The following is a 14,847-nucleotide window of genomic DNA, read 5'->3' on the forward strand; positions in this document are numbered from 1 at the left end:
AACGGTACCGTTAGGTTTTGTCAAGTCTTTTATTACAGGTACCGTTAGGTTTAAGTTTCAGTGACCCGTGCAGGGATTATCTTTAGATTACTTCCGGTCCGAGACACTGTCTATTTGATTACCAATGACACCATCTTGCCGAATTTGTCCTAATTTTTCAATTAAATTGCTATTTTTCCGCCTACATGGTAATATTATTAGTATATTTATCTGAACCGATTGGAGACGCTCTATGATTTATTTTATCGTACAGTGCAAGAAAATTTACGATGAATTTGTAAAGGATGAGATTACGGTCTATGCGGCCCAAGCCTCATTCTTTATTGTTCTGTCCTTCTTTCCCTTTATCATGATCCTGCTGACGACCATCCAGTTGATCCCCACGATAACCCAGGGTGACCTGCTGCTGGTGATATCCAGGCTGTTTCCCGCCAAGGTGTATCCGCTGGTGGAATCGATCGTCACCGATCTGTACACGACGGCTCCGGCCGCCATTCTGTCGGTGACCACCATCGCCACGATCTGGTCGGCCTCCCGCGGAATGCTGGGGATTGAGCGCGGACTCAACCGGATTATCGACTGCAACAAACGCAGAAATTACGTAATCAGCCGCCTCATCAACTCCGGGTACACCGTTGTCTTTATCCTGGTGTGCATCATGTCCCTTGTGCTGATGGTCTTCGGTTCCTCGCTTCAGAAGCTGCTTCTGCGCTACCTGCCGATCCTCAACCGGATCGCGCCTTACCTGCTCAGCCTGCGCGCCCTGATTGCACTAGCTATCCTGATCGTCTTCTTCATGGCGCTTTATACCTTCCTTCCCTATGAGAGGCAGACACTCCGCCACCAGCTTCCCGGCGCCCTCTTCTCGACAGTCGGATGGATTGTATGTTCCTATGGGTTTTCCATCTATTTTAATCATTTTAAGAGATTCTCTTATATGTACGGCAGCCTTGCGGCCGTTGTGATTCTGATGCTGTGGCTCTACTTCTGTATCTGTATCCTTTTTCTGGGTGCGGAGGTTAACCGTCATATGAATTTCAGCCGAAAACAGAGAGAGAGATGAAGGGGCATAAACACTTCGTGAACTTTTCATTGCTACCCACCAAAAAAGCCCCTGAACCTTTACGGCCTCAGGGGCTTTTTTGTAATACAGTGTTCTGCAATGCTACTTTGCTCCGTATTTCTCACGCAGGTATTCGATATAATACTTCGGGCTGAAATCTTCGCCCGTCACATCCTTCAGGATCTGACGGCTGTTTTTCAGTTTGCCGTACTGGTGGATTCTGTCCCTGAGGTATTTCCTGATCTCCTCAAGCCTGCCCTCCCTGAGCAGTTCCTCCACGTCCATCTCCTGCTTCATTGTATGGTAGAGCTGTGCGCCGAAAGCGCTTCCCAGGGCATAGGACGGGAAGTAGCCGAAGGAGCCCTGTGACCAGTGGATATCCTGAAGGATTCCCTCCGCGTCGTTTTCCGGGCGGACTCCCAGGTATTCCTCATATTTTTTGTTCCATATTTCCGGCAGCTTCTCTATCTCCACGTTGTCTTCGATGATCATCTTTTCAATCTCATAGCGCACCAGGACATGGAGGGCATAGGAAAGCTCATCCGCCTCGGTTCTGATCAGGCCGGGGATTGTCTTATTCACTGCATTAATAAAGGCATCCAGGCTCACGCTCTTTAACGGAACTCCGAACATGTCTGCCACCGTATCATAAATCGGCTCCCAGAATGCCTTGTTCCTGCCGATGATATTTTCAAAGAAACGTGACTGGCACTCATGCATTCCCATTGAGGCTCCCTGTCCCACAAGTGTCTGTGTCAGATCGTCCCGGATTCCGAGCTCGTAGAGGGCATGGCCTGTTTCATGGATGACGGAAAAGATGGAGGAATCAATCTTATCGCCGTAATGCGTCGTAATCCTCACATCGTGGTTGTGCAGGTTTGTCGTAAACGGATGGGCGCTGACCGCCAGGACGCCTCTGTCAAAATCGAGTCCCACATATTCGGCCAGAAAATGTGCCACTTCCTCCTGTGCCTGCACGGGATATTCGGCCGTCAGGAAACTGTCGTCCACTTTTTTGGAACGCTCCGCGGCATCGTGCAGCATCGGGACAATGTTCTTTTTCAGCTCGTCGAAGAACTGGTCCAGGTTTTCCATATCAAAACCTTTTTCAAAGGAATCCAGCATCACGTCATAGAGCTTCTGTCCCTCTTTGGCGCGGTAGGAGGCAAATTTTTTCTGATAATCCACGATTTCTTTCAGGATCGGGGCATATTTCTTGAAGTTTTTCTCTTTTTTGGCCTCAGCCCAGACTCTGGTGGCTTTGGAGGTCAGCTCCGCGAACTCGCGGTATTCCTGCGGAGGGATGCATTCCAGTTTCTCGATCTCTTCCGCCGCCTCGCGGACAATGGCTTCCTCCGTCTCAGTGAGTCCGCCCTCTTTCCCGCAGGCTTCCACCAGCTTCTTTACATCCTCCGATGTCATGATTTCCATATACTGCTCCGACAGGGAACCTATCACCCTCGAAGTATAAGGCGCAGCTTCCTTCGGGGCCAGAGTCTCATTATCCCACTCAAACAATACCATAGAAGCCTGGATTGCCATGGCTTTTTCCAGGTATCCACTTAATTTCTCAAATGTTTCACTCATATCTTCTGTCTCCTTTGTTAAAACTGATTATAGACTTGTTATTAAGATTAGCATATTTTCACGAAAAAGAACAGGTAATTAATAGCAGTAGTAATGCCACTTTGTTTTCACATAAACGCCTTTTCCCTGTCTTCCGCCGGACTGCCAGATGACATTGGCGGGAAGGACGCTGCCGTTCTCCAGAAGCGATTTTGCATTGGCCCAGTTTCGGTCGGTCGGCTCTCTGTAATAATTGCCGTCCCTGGTGCAGGAATACTGGCCTTTCTGGAAGACAACTCCTTTAACCGAGTTTGGGAACGAAGGATGGCTCCTTCTGTTTAAAACAACGGAACCGACGTATAACTGCTCCTGATCCGGGCAGCTCTGGCATTCGCCCGCCAGCACGTGAGCCATCACATAGAGGTCTTCTTCCGTGTAGGACGCAACCGGCTGGGCCAGCGCCTCATCCGTCCCTTCCGTCTGTGTTTCTTGTTCCGGCTGGGCTGCAGACTGCTCTCCCTGCACCGCCCCGGTCTGCGCTGCGGCATCGGCGGACGCATTCCCGTTTGCTGCGGTTTGCGTTTCATCCGCAAGAGCCTCCGACGCCGGCCCATAGGCTTCCGTCACAACGGCCGCCTGTTCCTGACCCACCGTATCGCTTTCCGCTGCAAACAGCGCTCCCGGCGCCATGTACAAAAGTGTAATTACCGGTAATATGCATAATATCTTCTTAATCATAATCCTCCTTAAAAAATAAGTTTCAGTTTCTTTACCAATATATGACGATTCGATTAAAAATATATTTATTTTGTCCAAACTTCTGATAAGTATTTGTTTATACAGAGGAATGGGAATGGGAACAAACCGGTTATTGAGCGCGGAATACCCAATAACTTCTTAACAGTCTGTCTTGCATATTGTCGTAAAAAGCGGTATACTTGATGCAATATAAGCTGACACACCAGGAGGAATTGCAATGATTGAGGCAACGAGCTGCGGCGGTGTGGTTATTTTTCGAGGTAAAATTCTGGTTTTATATAAAAACTACAAGAACAAATATGAAGGTTGGGTTTTACCAAAGGGAACTGTAGAACCGGGTGAAGATTACAAGGAAACGGCACTCCGGGAGGTAAAGGAGGAGACAGGCGTTACGGCCTCCATCATTAAATACATCGGTAAGAGCCAGTACACGTTCAACACGCCCCAGGATATGGTGGAGAAAGATGTACACTGGTATCTGATGATGGCTGACAGCTATTACAGTAAACCACAGCGGGAGGAATATTTTATCGACTCCGGATATTATAAATTCTATGAAGCCTACCATCTGCTGAAGTTTTCCAATGAAAAGCAGATACTTGAGAAAGCATATAACGAATATCTGGATCTGAAGAAAAGTAATTTGTGGGGTAATAAGAAATATTTTTGACAACGGTAAGACACGGGACAAAAATCGGTCCGGCGCTGAATGAACAGCGCCGGACCGATTTTTTAATGAAGGCAATTCTATATTTCACATACCGGTTCTTATTCCAGATTCCTGATATCCCGGTTCCTCCTGAAATACAGACAGACTATAACTCCGGCAAAGCCCAGGATGCAGTAAAGCATTGCCGCGCCGGACCCTTTTCCCGATCCGAACATCCTGACCGCCGGACTGACCGGTTCCTGAATCCTCATAAACGGTTCAAACACCTTATCCACCAGCACGCCGCCCAGCAGATACCCGAGCGGAATGGTAAAAAACTGCAGGGAATTCCTTACCGAATAAACTCTTCCCTGCATCTGAACCGGTATATTGGTCCGAAACAGCACATCCATGTTGGCGTTCATAAACGGGATCGTCAGCCATCCGAGGACCGCCCCGAAACACCATACCGGCACGGTTCTTCCGAATGCCAGGAAGAAATTTTCCGTGCACATGGAAAACAGAAGGGAATTGCAGATCATCCTGACGCGGTTCTTCGGCGCCGGAAGTAAGGATGCAAGGATGCTTCCCGTAAGGCTTGCAATCCCGGTAAAGGTATTGACCAGGCCGAGGGCCGTCTTTCCGCCGCCCGCCCGTGAAAGCAGCATGGCCGGAAGGGCCGCCTCATAAATTGAGGCCAGCAGGTTGATGGCTGCCAGAAAGAGGATCAGGCCGAGAATTCCCCTGTTTTCCCGGAGGAACTTAAGCCCTTCTCCCGCAGATTCCCGGAAGCTCTCCTCTTTTTCTCCCTGTTTACAGGACGTCTCCGGCACTTTGATAAAAAAGGCCAGCGTGATAAAGGCCACGGAAAAACTGATAAAATCAAACAGGATCACCGCATCCATTCCTGCAAACGCCAGGACCGCCGTCGCAATCACCGGAGTCAGGATTGTAACCAGTGAATTCGAGAATGCCCTCAGCCCTCCGACACGCTGGTACTGCTCCTTCGGCGTCAGCAGACTGACCGCAACCTCTGAAGCCGGCTGCTGTACGGAGTTGGCCATACCGTTTACCGCATTAATAATGTAGAGATGCCATATTTCCAGATTGCCGGTCCTTAAAAGATTCCATACAATCAGGGTCATAACGGCCGCCAGGGTGTCACACACGAGCATGGTTCTCTTCTTGTTCCATTTGTCGCTGAGAACCCCGGCAAAAATACTTAAAATGACATAGGGTGCATAGGAGCAGACTGCCAGTAACGCCGTAGTAAGCGCCGAGCCCTGCCGCTCATAAGACCATATAATCAGTGCAAAATTCGTCATGGAGCTGCCCAGGGTGGAAAAGGCCTGTGTGCTCCAGAGCGCCAGAAAAGCCCGCAGGCTCTTTAACGCATCTTTTATCTCACTGTATCTGTTACTTCTATTATTCTGATTCATAATGACTTTGCTCCTTTTACCGTAACTGTTTCATATTTTTAGATGTAACGGTTCAAGCGGCGCTGAACCGTTATGTTCGGTTTAAGTGCAAAGTCCTGCGGACGAATTACCAATGCTTATTCATTCCTCCATGCAATCCCGTCCGTTACAAGACTTTGCATGGAGTTCTGTCAATGCAGAGTTTCATATCATTCCCCTCCCTCGTGTTATAAATGCGTTACTGTTCATCTGTCTTTAACCTGGCACTGCCTGTGTAATAAACCGTAACGGTGATCTGTTTTCCGGTACCAGCCTAAAACACCATTTCTATAAATAATTTAATAATCAGCACTGCCGCGATGACAAGCATCATCGGGCGGATGAATTTTGCTCCCTTGCGGATTGCCATCCCGGAGCCCACATATCCGCCCAGGATGCCGCATACGGCGACCGGAACCGCATAATTCCAGAGTATCTTACCCGCCAGCAGGTACGACAGGGTTCCCGCCAGCGTGGAACTGAACACGGCTACCTTGGCATTGCCGGATGCCTTGGTCAGATCATAGCGCAGAAGTTTTGTATAGAGAATAATGGCAAGCGTCCCGGAGCCCGGTCCCAGCATACCGTCGTAGGCTCCCATCACAAGTCCCGTAAATACCCAGAAGACAATCTTCTTTGTCCCGGCCACCTCGTCCGAGTGATCCTCCTCCGGATACTTTTTATTGACCAGGATTAGAACCGCTACAAACGGCAGGGAACCGAGAAGCATTAAGCTGAGCGGCCGTTCCGGCATCCAGAGCACAATCCTGGAAGCCAGGACGGAACAGCAAAACGTGACCGCCCCCACGAAAGAGGCCGCCTTTACATCGATCAGGTGATTTTTTAAGTATCTTCCCGCCGACATCGCCGTGCTGATATTGCAGCACAGCTTATTGCATGCATACGCATTATGTACCGGCATCCCGGTAAAGAGATACGCCGGGAGCGAGAGAAGTCCTCCCCCTCCCGAAATCGCATCCACAAAGCTGGCCAGAAACATAATCGGGCATAAGAACAGCAGTGATGTTACATAGTCCATGATAACTTCTCCATCCTGTACATTTTATATGAGGACACTTCTCCGGTCTCATCACCGTTTTCCGGTCCGTCCTCTTTTTCCAGTCCGTCCTCTTTTTCCGGTACCGTCATCGCTTCCCGGTACCGCTATTTTCCCAGATAGGCGTCGAATACGGCCCGTGCAATCGGGCCCGCCACTTTTCCGCCGGAGCCTGCCTCCTCCGCGATTACGCTGATTGCGATCTTCGGATTATCGGCCGGGGCGTAGCCCACAAACCAGGAATGCGTCTCTTTTCCCGTCTCAAACTCGGCGGAGCCTGTCTTTCCGGCCGCCGAATAGGACGCTCCGCGGAGCGCGGAACCCGTCCCAAAATCCACCACGCTCTTCATCAGCTCCGCCATCATCTGTGCATCCGTTGCCGACAGCGGGCTGCCGGAGGACGACGGCAGAAACTTCTTCACGGTCTGGCCGCCGACGTTCTCCACATGGTCAACCAGGTACGGCTTCATCAATGTTCCGCCGTTGGCAATGGCCGAGACAATCAGCAGATTGTGTAACGGCGTGATCTGGGTCTTTCCCTGTCCGATGGATGTCTGCAGCTTCTCCCAGTCATCCGCCCCTCCCGTCATCGTAAACGAACTCTGGTTATAAGGCAGGGCATAGGGCAGGGAGGAATTAAACAGGAGCTGATCCGCCAGCGAATGAAAACTATCCGGGTTCAGTAAAAGCCCTATCTCCGCGAACGCCCCGTTGCAGGAGTTGGCAAACGCCTGTATCAGGTTCTGCTGCCCATGGGCCTCGCTGTGGTAACACTTGATTGTATATTCCCCTGTCTGGTAAGAACCGTTGCAGTTAAATGAAAAGTCCTGCCAGGTGGAGGGATTTTCCCTGATATATTCGAGAGCCGTCACAATCTTAAACGTGGAACCGGGAGGATAAAGTCCCTGCGTCGCGCGGTTTACGAGCTGGGCCTTGGTATTGTCGGGAGCAATCAGCTCCTGCCACTTCTCATCCACCAGGTTGGCGTTGAAATTCGGCTGGGAGACCATGCAGAGAATCTTCCCTGTATCCGGCTCCATGGCGATCACCGCTCCCCGGTTGCCGCCCAGTGCATCCGATGCCACCTTCTGCAGATTCAAATCCAGCGTCGTCACCACATTGTCGCCCAGATTCTTTTCGCCGCGCAGCTCGTTGATTACCTTCTCAAGCAGGTTGACATGGGACGAAAGCAGGTAAAAATTGGCCAGCGACTCGATTCCCGTCTTTCCGTTCAGCCCGGAATAGCCGACCGAATGTACAAACAGGTAGTCAAAGGGATAATACCGGCTCTCCGTCCCGTCCTGGGAAACCCTGGTCTCGGCAAGCACCGTCTTATCGCTGCTCATGATGCTCCCTCTGATAATCCGGTCGGCAAACTGGTCAAGCCTTGCATTGTAGGAACTGCCGATGACATTTTCACTCTTGAACTGGATGAACCAGCCAAGATATCCGGCCATCAGCACAAATACTGCGGAAAAAGCATAGGTGAGCCTCAATATGTTCTTATTCGCTCTGGCCCTGCCTTCCCCGGCATCCTTCCTGAATTTCTTAAAGCCCAGGTCTTTGCAGGTCTTCTTTACCTGGAACCGCTTTCCGGCCCCTCCCTCCCGCTTTCCCGGAGCAGATAATTTATCTTTACCGTTTTTCTTTTTTATCGTTTTATCTCTTATCGTTTTATCTTTGCCGGTTCTTTTTTCCCCTGTTTTCTTCTCTTCATTGGAGCTCTGATCACTCAGTTTCATAATCTTCCTCCTCTTCTTCATTTCTCTTCAGGATAAAAAGCCCCTGAATTACGCCAAACAGGATGAACGTACTTAAGATAGAACTTCCTCCGTAGCTGACAAAGGGCAGCGTCACACCGGTGGACGGGATAAACTTGATAACGCCTCCGATGGTCAGGAATACCTGGACAATATAGACCGTCCCCAGCCCAAATGCGATCAGCTTATAGAAAACCGCCTGCATTTTCGTGGCTATCAGCATAAACTGTAAAAAGCAGCCCAGGCAGATCAGGATAATACAGAGTGCAAAGATTCCGCCCAGCTCCTCCGATATGGCGGCAAAGATAAAGTCCTTCTCCACAACCGGGATCTTCTTCGGCATTCCCTGATAGAGTCCCATACCAAACCAGCCGCCCGTGCCGATGGCAAACAGCGCCTGGGTGACCTGATATCCCTTCCCCGCAATGTCATTCCAGGGATTCTGCCAGGCCTCCACACGCACGCGCACATGGGAAAACATCTTATAAGCCGCCATTGCCGCCACCGCCCCGCAGCCCGCGCCGGCCCCCAGATAGAACCAGTTGGACGTGGCGATGAAAAGCATCAGAAGATACGTCACAAAAAAGATGAGGGCGCTTCCCAAATCCTTTGAAAGCACCAGGACCAGGACGTGAGCCGCGGCCACCGCCGTCGTGATGACTATCGTCCTGAAATCCGTGGAACGGTAAAACATCGTTGCCACAAAGAAAACAAAACTGATTTTGACAAATTCCGAGGGCTGGAAAGAAAAGCCCCCGATACTGATGGCGAGCTGCGCCCCATAGCTGGTGCTTCCCAGGATGCAGACCGTCAGAAGAAGCAGCAGCCCAATGGTTCCGTATACCCACGGAATCTTCGACAACTGCCACGTCCTGTCGATGATAAAAGGAATAATCATCGTAATCACAGCGGCTATGGCCACGATGACAAACTGCCTGACCGCCCTGTCGAAGGAAATCCTGGTCAGCATGATAAAGCTGACGCACAGGAGCATACACGTATTATTGAGCAGCAGCCTGGACAGGTTATGGTAAAACATCCTGTAAAAAACCTGGTACAGCAGGAAAAATAAAAGCTGGGCGCCGAAAAACATCAGCGTCCTCTCATCCTCCGTCCGCAGATAAATCACCGCATAAGCCAGGGTATGGATAAAAAACAGAGCCACATTCTGAAGCCTGCATACCCTGTTCCTGGAATAATCATCCTTCATCGCAAAAAACCGGAAATTATAGTATGTGTAAATTGCTATCAGCAGTATCATCAGATACTTTGATAATGTTGTAACAAGATTAATCACATTCTCACCTATTCAATCCCTCGTTTAAAATGGCCTCTCGTAAAATCTCCCTGAAGCTCCGTCTCTCTCCCTTCCAGGAAACAGCCGGAAAATGCTCCGATCACAGTCCGTATTTCTTCCCTGCTCTCGGTGGTGAAATTAAGTCTCAGGCTCTCTGGTCCCAGCCGGTCTATGATCTTTCTGTCCTTTAAAAGCGACAGGGGGCTGGAATTATAAATTGTATTATAGCAGAAACGGCAGTGGTTTTTTACCGGAAAATCCTTGCCCATTCTGTCCTTCAGGGACAGAAGCTCCGGCTTCTTCGTACAGGCTGCCACCGTCTTCTTCATACATTGGGCCGTTACCATCATCGGAAGACGCCCGTAGACAATCAGCTCTCCGCCGCGGCATCCTTTCTCCTCCAGTTCCCTGCTGTTAAGCTCCACCGGAAGCGTAAAATGGAACCGGAATCCGGATGCCATCCGCGCCGTCATCTTCTCGGCTTCCCTGTTCATCGTATAAATCCCGTAGTCCATGAGGATGGTAAGCTCCTTCAGAGCCGGGAATTCTTCCGCCCATCCGCGGATGAGCCCGATTTCCTCCCACGCCCTGACGACAACGCCGTCAAAACCCGCCCCGTTAAAGCTGTCCCTGTTTTCTTCAAAGAAGCGGAAAGCTTCCTCCCTGAAAATGTGGGGGAGCGTAAGATAGCAGCGTTTTCCCGCCCGGTGGCAGAGCCCGGCCATATTTTTCCAGGACGCGGCGTCAAAACCCGCGCTGTCCAGGTAAATGCAGTCTACGCTCTTCTCCTGCAGGACCGTTTCAAAGGATTCCGGCTCCTCCAAGGATACCGTGAGACGGTAGGGCATATTCTCCCCGCCCGTTCCGTTCTCATTTGACGGCCGTTCACAGGCCGCGCTCCCGACGGAAACTCTGCCGCCCGAAACGCTCCCGCTGGAAACACTTCCGACAGAAACATTCCCGACAGAAACTCGTCTGAACGGAGCCAGTATTTTTTCTTCCAGTTCCGTAAAAGCCTGTCTTCTCAGTTCGTTCAGCTCCTGGATCGGCACAAAGGGGTTTCCTGCCGTTTCAACCTTCAAATCATTGAAATAAAACGGCGTATTTCCCGTCTTTCCAATCTGCTTTGCGATTCTCTCCTCCGTGGCCGGCTGGTTCTTCGCCGGTTCGACCACGCCGCCGGATACGGTAACGGATACGCTTTCGCTCTCCCGCGCCTCCCTCATCTTCCGGTTGCAGGTGAGTGTGAGGGACAGCGGTTCCCCCTCCCTGACAACGGCTGCTCCGCCGACGGGTTCCCTGACGACAGCCTCCACATAGGTCTGGTCCAGATACTGGTACAGTTCCCTGTTCTCCTCGCGGAAAGCCGGTTTTTCCTTCATCACGACCATATCGCGGCCGTTGTGCTGCCTGTAATATCCCTCGGTCTGGCCTCCGCGGTCAAAGAGATCCAGGAGTTTCTTCCTGTCCGCCGCGTCAACGCGGTAGCCTTCCCTGCCCTTCTCCAGATAGAGATCCGCATATTTTCTATATATGCTTACCACGCCCGCCGTATAGCGGGGGCTCTTCATTCTTCCTTCGATTTTCATTGAATAGACGCCTGCCTCAATCAAATCCGGCAGAATGTCCAGGGTACAGAGGTCTTTCAGGCTCAGTACGTAGCGCTCGTCTTTACTATTTAACGTCTTTCCTTCCTGTTTCACATCAAACGGAAGGCGGCAGGTCTGGGCGCATCTGCCCCGGTTGCCGCTGCGTCCGCCGATCAGGCTGCTGAACAGACACTGCCCGGAATAACAGTAGCACAGCGCTCCGTGGACAAAGCTCTCTATCTCGGCTCCCGTTTTATCATAGATTTCCTTTATCTCCCGCAGGGACAGTTCCCTGGCCGTAACAATCCGGTCGGCTCCCAGCTTCATCATCAATTCGGCTCCCAGCGGGCCGGTAATTGTCATCTGGGTGCTGGCATGAACCGGAAGATCCGGAAAATGCTCTCTGATATAGGAGAAAACTCCCATATCCTGGACAATCACCGCATCCAGTCCCTGTCTGTAGTAAGGTTCCAGATATTCGTATAAACCATCCAGCTCCTTCTCCTTTACCAGCGTATTTACCGTCATATAGAGCCGGCAGCCATGCAGATGTACATAGTCGATTGCCTCCAGCATCCTGTCTTCGTCGGGATTATCGGCATAAGCCCTGGCGCCGAAACGGCTGCCTCCGATATAGACGGCATCCGCACCGGCCGCCACGGCCGCCTTCATACTTTCAAATGACCCGGCCGGAGCCAGAATCTCTACTTTTTTCTTCATCATTGCAAACTCCATTCTCTAAAAAAACGACAGGCTGATGTACCGCAAAGCCCTCTCAGGATTCTACGTTTCCATCAGCCCTCTTTTATCTGTGAATGTGCGCGGCCACTCCGCTCCGTGGCTTTGCTACTCCGCCTCCTGCTCCTGCTTATCGTCCCTGCCGCGGGCGCTCTCCAGTGCTTCCAGCGTTTTATATTTTTCAAGTTCCACCTTGATTGCCTCCAGCTTCATCTGTGTGCTGACCAGCTCGTGTTTCAGGCGGTACGTCTCCTTCTCAAGCTCTTCCTTCTGGGCGGCCAGAAGTCCGGCGTGCTCCCGCTCCTTGAAATAGTCATCGGCAATATTTAAGTATGTCATCACATTCTGATAGTCTTCCGGCTGCTTTCTGAAACCGTCCTGCCTCTGCAGGCCGGCAATCTTGTCATTTAAATAGCTGGCGACCTGCTGAAGGTAACTCTCTTCCTCCAGACCGCCCAGTGTATATATCTTTCCGGCAATTAAAACGTCTGTATAATTCTTGGAACCCATCTTTTCCATCTTCTCTTTCATTTGTAATTTGGAACCGTTCAATATCCATCGAACAGTTGCTCTAATTTATCTGTTGCTGCAGTCCCAGGTGATGATAAGCGGCTTCCGTCGCTACCCTGCCTCTCGGCGTCCTGTTAATAAATCCATTCATCAGAAGATACGGTTCGTAGACATCCTCAAGCGTTCCGGAATCCTCTCCGAGAGCCGCCGCCAGCGTATCCAGTCCCACAGGGCCTCCTGAAAATTTCTCAATCATAATCGTCAGGATTGCCCGGTCGTTATTATCCAGGCCCAGTTTATCCACATCCAGGATATCCAGGGCAAAATCCGCAACTTCCTTTGTTATCACTCCGTCGTACTTTACCTGGGCAAAATCCCTTACCCGCTTAAGGAGACGGTTGGCAAGCCTTGGCGTGCCACGGGAGCGTCTCGCAATCTCGTATGCTCCCCGCTCCTCTATCTCCACGTTCATCACTCTCGCGGAACGGAGAATAATGGTCTTTAACTCCTCCGGCATGTAAAAATCCATCTTCTGGACAATGCCGAACCTGTCGCGGAGAGGAGCCGTCAGAAGTCCCGCCCGGGTGGTTGCCCCAACCAGCGTAAACTTTGGAAGTTCCAGACGGATCGAGCGGGCGGTTGAATCTTTACCCAGCATAATATCGATCGCATAATCTTCCATTGCAGGATAGAGAACTTCCTCCACCTGCCGGTTCAGACGGTGAATCTCATCAACAAAGAGGACATCGCCCTCCTGAAGGCCGTTCAGTATTGCCGCAATCTCACCCGGCTTCTCAATCGCCGGTCCGGAGGTCACCTTCATCTTCACACCCATCTCATTGGCGATAATTCCGCAGAGCGTCGTCTTGCCGAGACCCGGAGGTCCGTAAAACAGGACGTGATCGAGGGCCTCGCCCCTCGACTTGGCTGCGTCTATGAAAACCTTCAGTGTGGATTTTATCTTTTCCTGGCCAATGTATTCACTCAAATACTGGGGCCGCAGGCTGCTCTCTATGCGCTTGTCCTCTTCCGTAATCTCAGTTGTAATAATTCTCCTGCTCATATTGCACTTCCCGCTCTCCCACTCTTATAAAAATGCCAGAAACTTGAGGGATGCCTTGAGTACTGCCTCCGCATCCATATCGTCCGTTATCTGTACACTCTTCACTGCCTTTGATGCCTCCAGATTCGAATATCCGAGAGCCACCAGCGCTTCCACTGCCTCCCTGCCCGCTTCCTTCGTCAGAGGCACGGCAGTTCTTTCCTCTTCCATACCGGCAATTCCGGCAAGCATCTCCTCCGCGCTGACCTTGTCCTTTAAATCCAGGATAATCCTCTGCGCCGTCTTGGCCCCCACTCCCGGAGCCTTGGAAATTGCCTTGGCATCCCCTGTGAGAATCGCGAGCCGCAGATCATCCGGCCTGAGCGCCGACAGGAGCCCAAGCGCCCCCTTGGGGCCGATCCCGTTGACACCAATCAACTGTTTAAACATCTCCAAATCCTGGCGGTTCAGGAACCCATATAGGCTCAAATCATCCTCCCTGACCTGCAGGTATGTATATATCTTCACTTCCTCACCCAGAGGCGGAAGCACCTCCAGTACGGAGAGCGGCACGTAGATTCCAAGCCCCACCGGACCCGCTTCTACCACAATCCTGTCGCCCGACTTGTCCGCCAGAGCTCCCTTTACATATGAAATCACGGTTTTTCTCCTTAATTGCTGTCTGTTTCTGTCTTCTTAACCTTATTAGCCGTCCGGCTGTTTTCCTGTACGCCTGCGGTTCTTTGCCGCTTTATTCTGCGTATTTATAACTCTGCTCTGCCGGTTTGTAACTTCGCGGCTGCCTAATATTACCATAAAAGGCACAACATCCCCGGCTGATTTAACTCCGGTTTCATGCTCTTTTAATAGAAGTTACTATCCTCAATATCATACCATACGGAGGGGAGCAATGCAAGGTGTGTCGAACAAATATTCTGGGGGCGGTAGTTGAGAAATGAGAACGCCGCCGTCAGGTCGGGGTTCGGGATGGTGAGAGGTAGGTTATGAGTCTTCAGTCCCGGATTTCAGATGGTCGCGGGTGGGGAATCCGGGCAAAAAAAGTTCCTGCGGGAAACGCTTGCGCTCTTTGAAGTGCATAACGGTACTAACCTCGTAAAAAACCTCGGTAAGTGCCGATGGACTCCAGGTTCCCTCCGGAAACTTTTTGGTTACTGTTCACTCCGTGCCCAGCAACACGCTTCGCGATGCACAGAAACGGTAAAAAACACCGTTTCGCGCCGCAGCCCTCGGGTTTTCTGTGACTTACGCTACGCTGCACTCACACAAAACACCTCGCGGAATACAACCTGTTCAGGGTAACAGACTCTTCCCTCTACCCTTTAAAACCTCCGGGACTGAA

At 51.1% G+C, this 14,847-nt stretch carries 13 protein-coding genes; 2 read left to right on the forward strand and 11 right to left on the reverse strand.

Annotated features, from left to right (window positions below; genetic code table 11):
• The first annotated feature begins 232 nt into the window (after positions 1-232).
• Positions 233-1,063: a YihY/virulence factor BrkB family protein gene (locus QZT18_RS12315; protein WP_294148302.1), complete on the forward strand. Its 831-nt coding sequence runs from the start codon at positions 233-235 to the stop codon at positions 1,061-1,063.
• 102 nt (positions 1,064-1,165) lie between these two features.
• Here the strand turns inward: QZT18_RS12315 and QZT18_RS12320 are convergent, their stop codons facing one another.
• Together QZT18_RS12320 and QZT18_RS12325 are read right to left on the reverse strand one after the other, a co-directional pair.
• Positions 1,166-2,650, reverse strand: coding sequence for a carboxypeptidase M32 (locus tag QZT18_RS12320; protein ID WP_294148303.1), 1,485 nt, complete (start codon positions 2,648-2,650; stop codon positions 1,166-1,168).
• 78 nt (positions 2,651-2,728) lie between these two features.
• Positions 2,729-3,367: a cell wall hydrolase gene (locus tag QZT18_RS12325; RefSeq protein ID WP_294148304.1), complete on the reverse strand. Its 639-nt coding sequence runs from the start codon at positions 3,365-3,367 to the stop codon at positions 2,729-2,731.
• A 238-nt stretch (positions 3,368-3,605) separates the two neighbouring features.
• On the opposite strand from QZT18_RS12325, the gene QZT18_RS12330 reads away from it, so the two are divergent.
• On the forward strand, positions 3,606-4,058 hold the full coding sequence (locus tag QZT18_RS12330; RefSeq protein ID WP_294148305.1) for an NUDIX hydrolase: 453 nt from the start codon (positions 3,606-3,608) through the stop codon (positions 4,056-4,058).
• Between the two features lie 98 nt (positions 4,059-4,156).
• Here the strand turns inward: QZT18_RS12330 and QZT18_RS12335 are convergent, their stop codons facing one another.
• From QZT18_RS12335 to ruvA, 9 genes are all read right to left on the reverse strand, one after another.
• The gene (locus QZT18_RS12335; RefSeq protein WP_294148306.1) at positions 4,157-5,476 is read right to left on the reverse strand and encodes an MFS transporter; all 1,320 of its coding nucleotides are present in this window, start codon (positions 5,474-5,476) and stop codon (positions 4,157-4,159) included.
• Positions 5,477-5,768: 292 nt separating this feature from the next.
• Positions 5,769-6,533, reverse strand: coding sequence for a TSUP family transporter (locus QZT18_RS12340; RefSeq protein ID WP_294148307.1), 765 nt, complete (start codon positions 6,531-6,533; stop codon positions 5,769-5,771).
• Complete coding sequence (locus QZT18_RS12345; protein ID WP_294148308.1) at positions 6,521-6,643, reverse strand: hypothetical protein; 123 nt, start codon at positions 6,641-6,643, stop codon at positions 6,521-6,523. Before QZT18_RS12345 ends, QZT18_RS12340 begins: the two co-directional genes overlap by 13 nt.
• Positions 6,644-6,658: 15 nt before the next feature.
• Positions 6,659-8,293 (reverse strand): penicillin-binding protein 2, encoded by a 1,635-nt coding sequence (locus QZT18_RS12350; protein WP_294148309.1) that lies wholly within the window; start codon positions 8,291-8,293, stop codon positions 6,659-6,661.
• Positions 8,280-9,608 carry an FtsW/RodA/SpoVE family cell cycle protein gene (locus QZT18_RS12355; protein WP_294148310.1) on the reverse strand — a complete coding sequence of 443 codons (1,329 nt, stop codon included), beginning with the start codon at positions 9,606-9,608 and terminating at the stop codon, positions 8,280-8,282. Before QZT18_RS12355 ends, QZT18_RS12350 begins: the two co-directional genes overlap by 14 nt.
• Positions 9,609-9,616: 8 nt before the next feature.
• Positions 9,617-11,920, reverse strand: coding sequence for a U32 family peptidase (locus QZT18_RS12360; RefSeq protein ID WP_366925867.1), 2,304 nt, complete (start codon positions 11,918-11,920; stop codon positions 9,617-9,619).
• 123 nt (positions 11,921-12,043) lie between these two features.
• Complete coding sequence (locus tag QZT18_RS12365) at positions 12,044-12,454, reverse strand: cell division protein ZapA (protein ID WP_294148311.1); 411 nt, start codon at positions 12,452-12,454, stop codon at positions 12,044-12,046.
• A gap of 52 nt (positions 12,455-12,506) precedes the next feature.
• Entirely contained in the window at positions 12,507-13,508 is a 1,002-nt protein-coding gene (gene ruvB / locus QZT18_RS12370) for a Holliday junction branch migration DNA helicase RuvB (protein WP_227029278.1), read from the reverse strand.
• Between the two features lie 24 nt (positions 13,509-13,532).
• On the reverse strand, positions 13,533-14,147 hold the full coding sequence (ruvA, locus tag QZT18_RS12375; RefSeq protein ID WP_294148312.1) for a Holliday junction branch migration protein RuvA: 615 nt from the start codon (positions 14,145-14,147) through the stop codon (positions 13,533-13,535).
• Positions 14,148-14,847: the final 700 nt, after the last annotated feature.

The organism is uncultured Clostridium sp. (assembly GCF_900547735.1).
Taxonomy (GTDB): domain Bacteria; phylum Bacillota; class Clostridia; order Lachnospirales; family Lachnospiraceae; genus Otoolea.

Bases quoted from the DNA above. Each gene is read 5' to 3' on its own strand.
- QZT18_RS12335 (WP_294148306.1), bottom strand. From the start codon at position 5,476: ATGAATCAGAATAATAGAAGTAACAGATACAGTGAGATAAAAGATGCG.
- QZT18_RS12315 (WP_294148302.1), top strand. From the start codon at position 233: ATGATTTATTTTATCGTACAGTGCAAGAAAATTTACGATGAATTTGTA.
- QZT18_RS12325 (WP_294148304.1), bottom strand. From the start codon at position 3,367: ATGATTAAGAAGATATTATGCATATTACCGGTAATTACACTTTTGTAC.
- QZT18_RS12340 (WP_294148307.1), bottom strand. From the start codon at position 6,533: ATGGACTATGTAACATCACTGCTGTTCTTATGCCCGATTATGTTTCTG.
- QZT18_RS12320 (WP_294148303.1), bottom strand. From the start codon at position 2,650: ATGAGTGAAACATTTGAGAAATTAAGTGGATACCTGGAAAAAGCCATG.
- QZT18_RS12345 (WP_294148308.1), bottom strand. From the start codon at position 6,643: ATGACGGTACCGGAAAAAGAGGACGGACTGGAAAAAGAGGACGGACCG.
- QZT18_RS12330 (WP_294148305.1), top strand. From the start codon at position 3,606: ATGATTGAGGCAACGAGCTGCGGCGGTGTGGTTATTTTTCGAGGTAAA.
- QZT18_RS12350 (WP_294148309.1), bottom strand. From the start codon at position 8,293: ATGAAACTGAGTGATCAGAGCTCCAATGAAGAGAAGAAAACAGGGGAA.
- QZT18_RS12360 (WP_366925867.1), bottom strand. From the start codon at position 11,920: ATGATGAAGAAAAAAGTAGAGATTCTGGCTCCGGCCGGGTCATTTGAA.
- ruvB (WP_227029278.1), bottom strand. From the start codon at position 13,508: ATGAGCAGGAGAATTATTACAACTGAGATTACGGAAGAGGACAAGCGC.
- QZT18_RS12365 (WP_294148311.1), bottom strand. From the start codon at position 12,454: ATGGAAAAGATGGGTTCCAAGAATTATACAGACGTTTTAATTGCCGGA.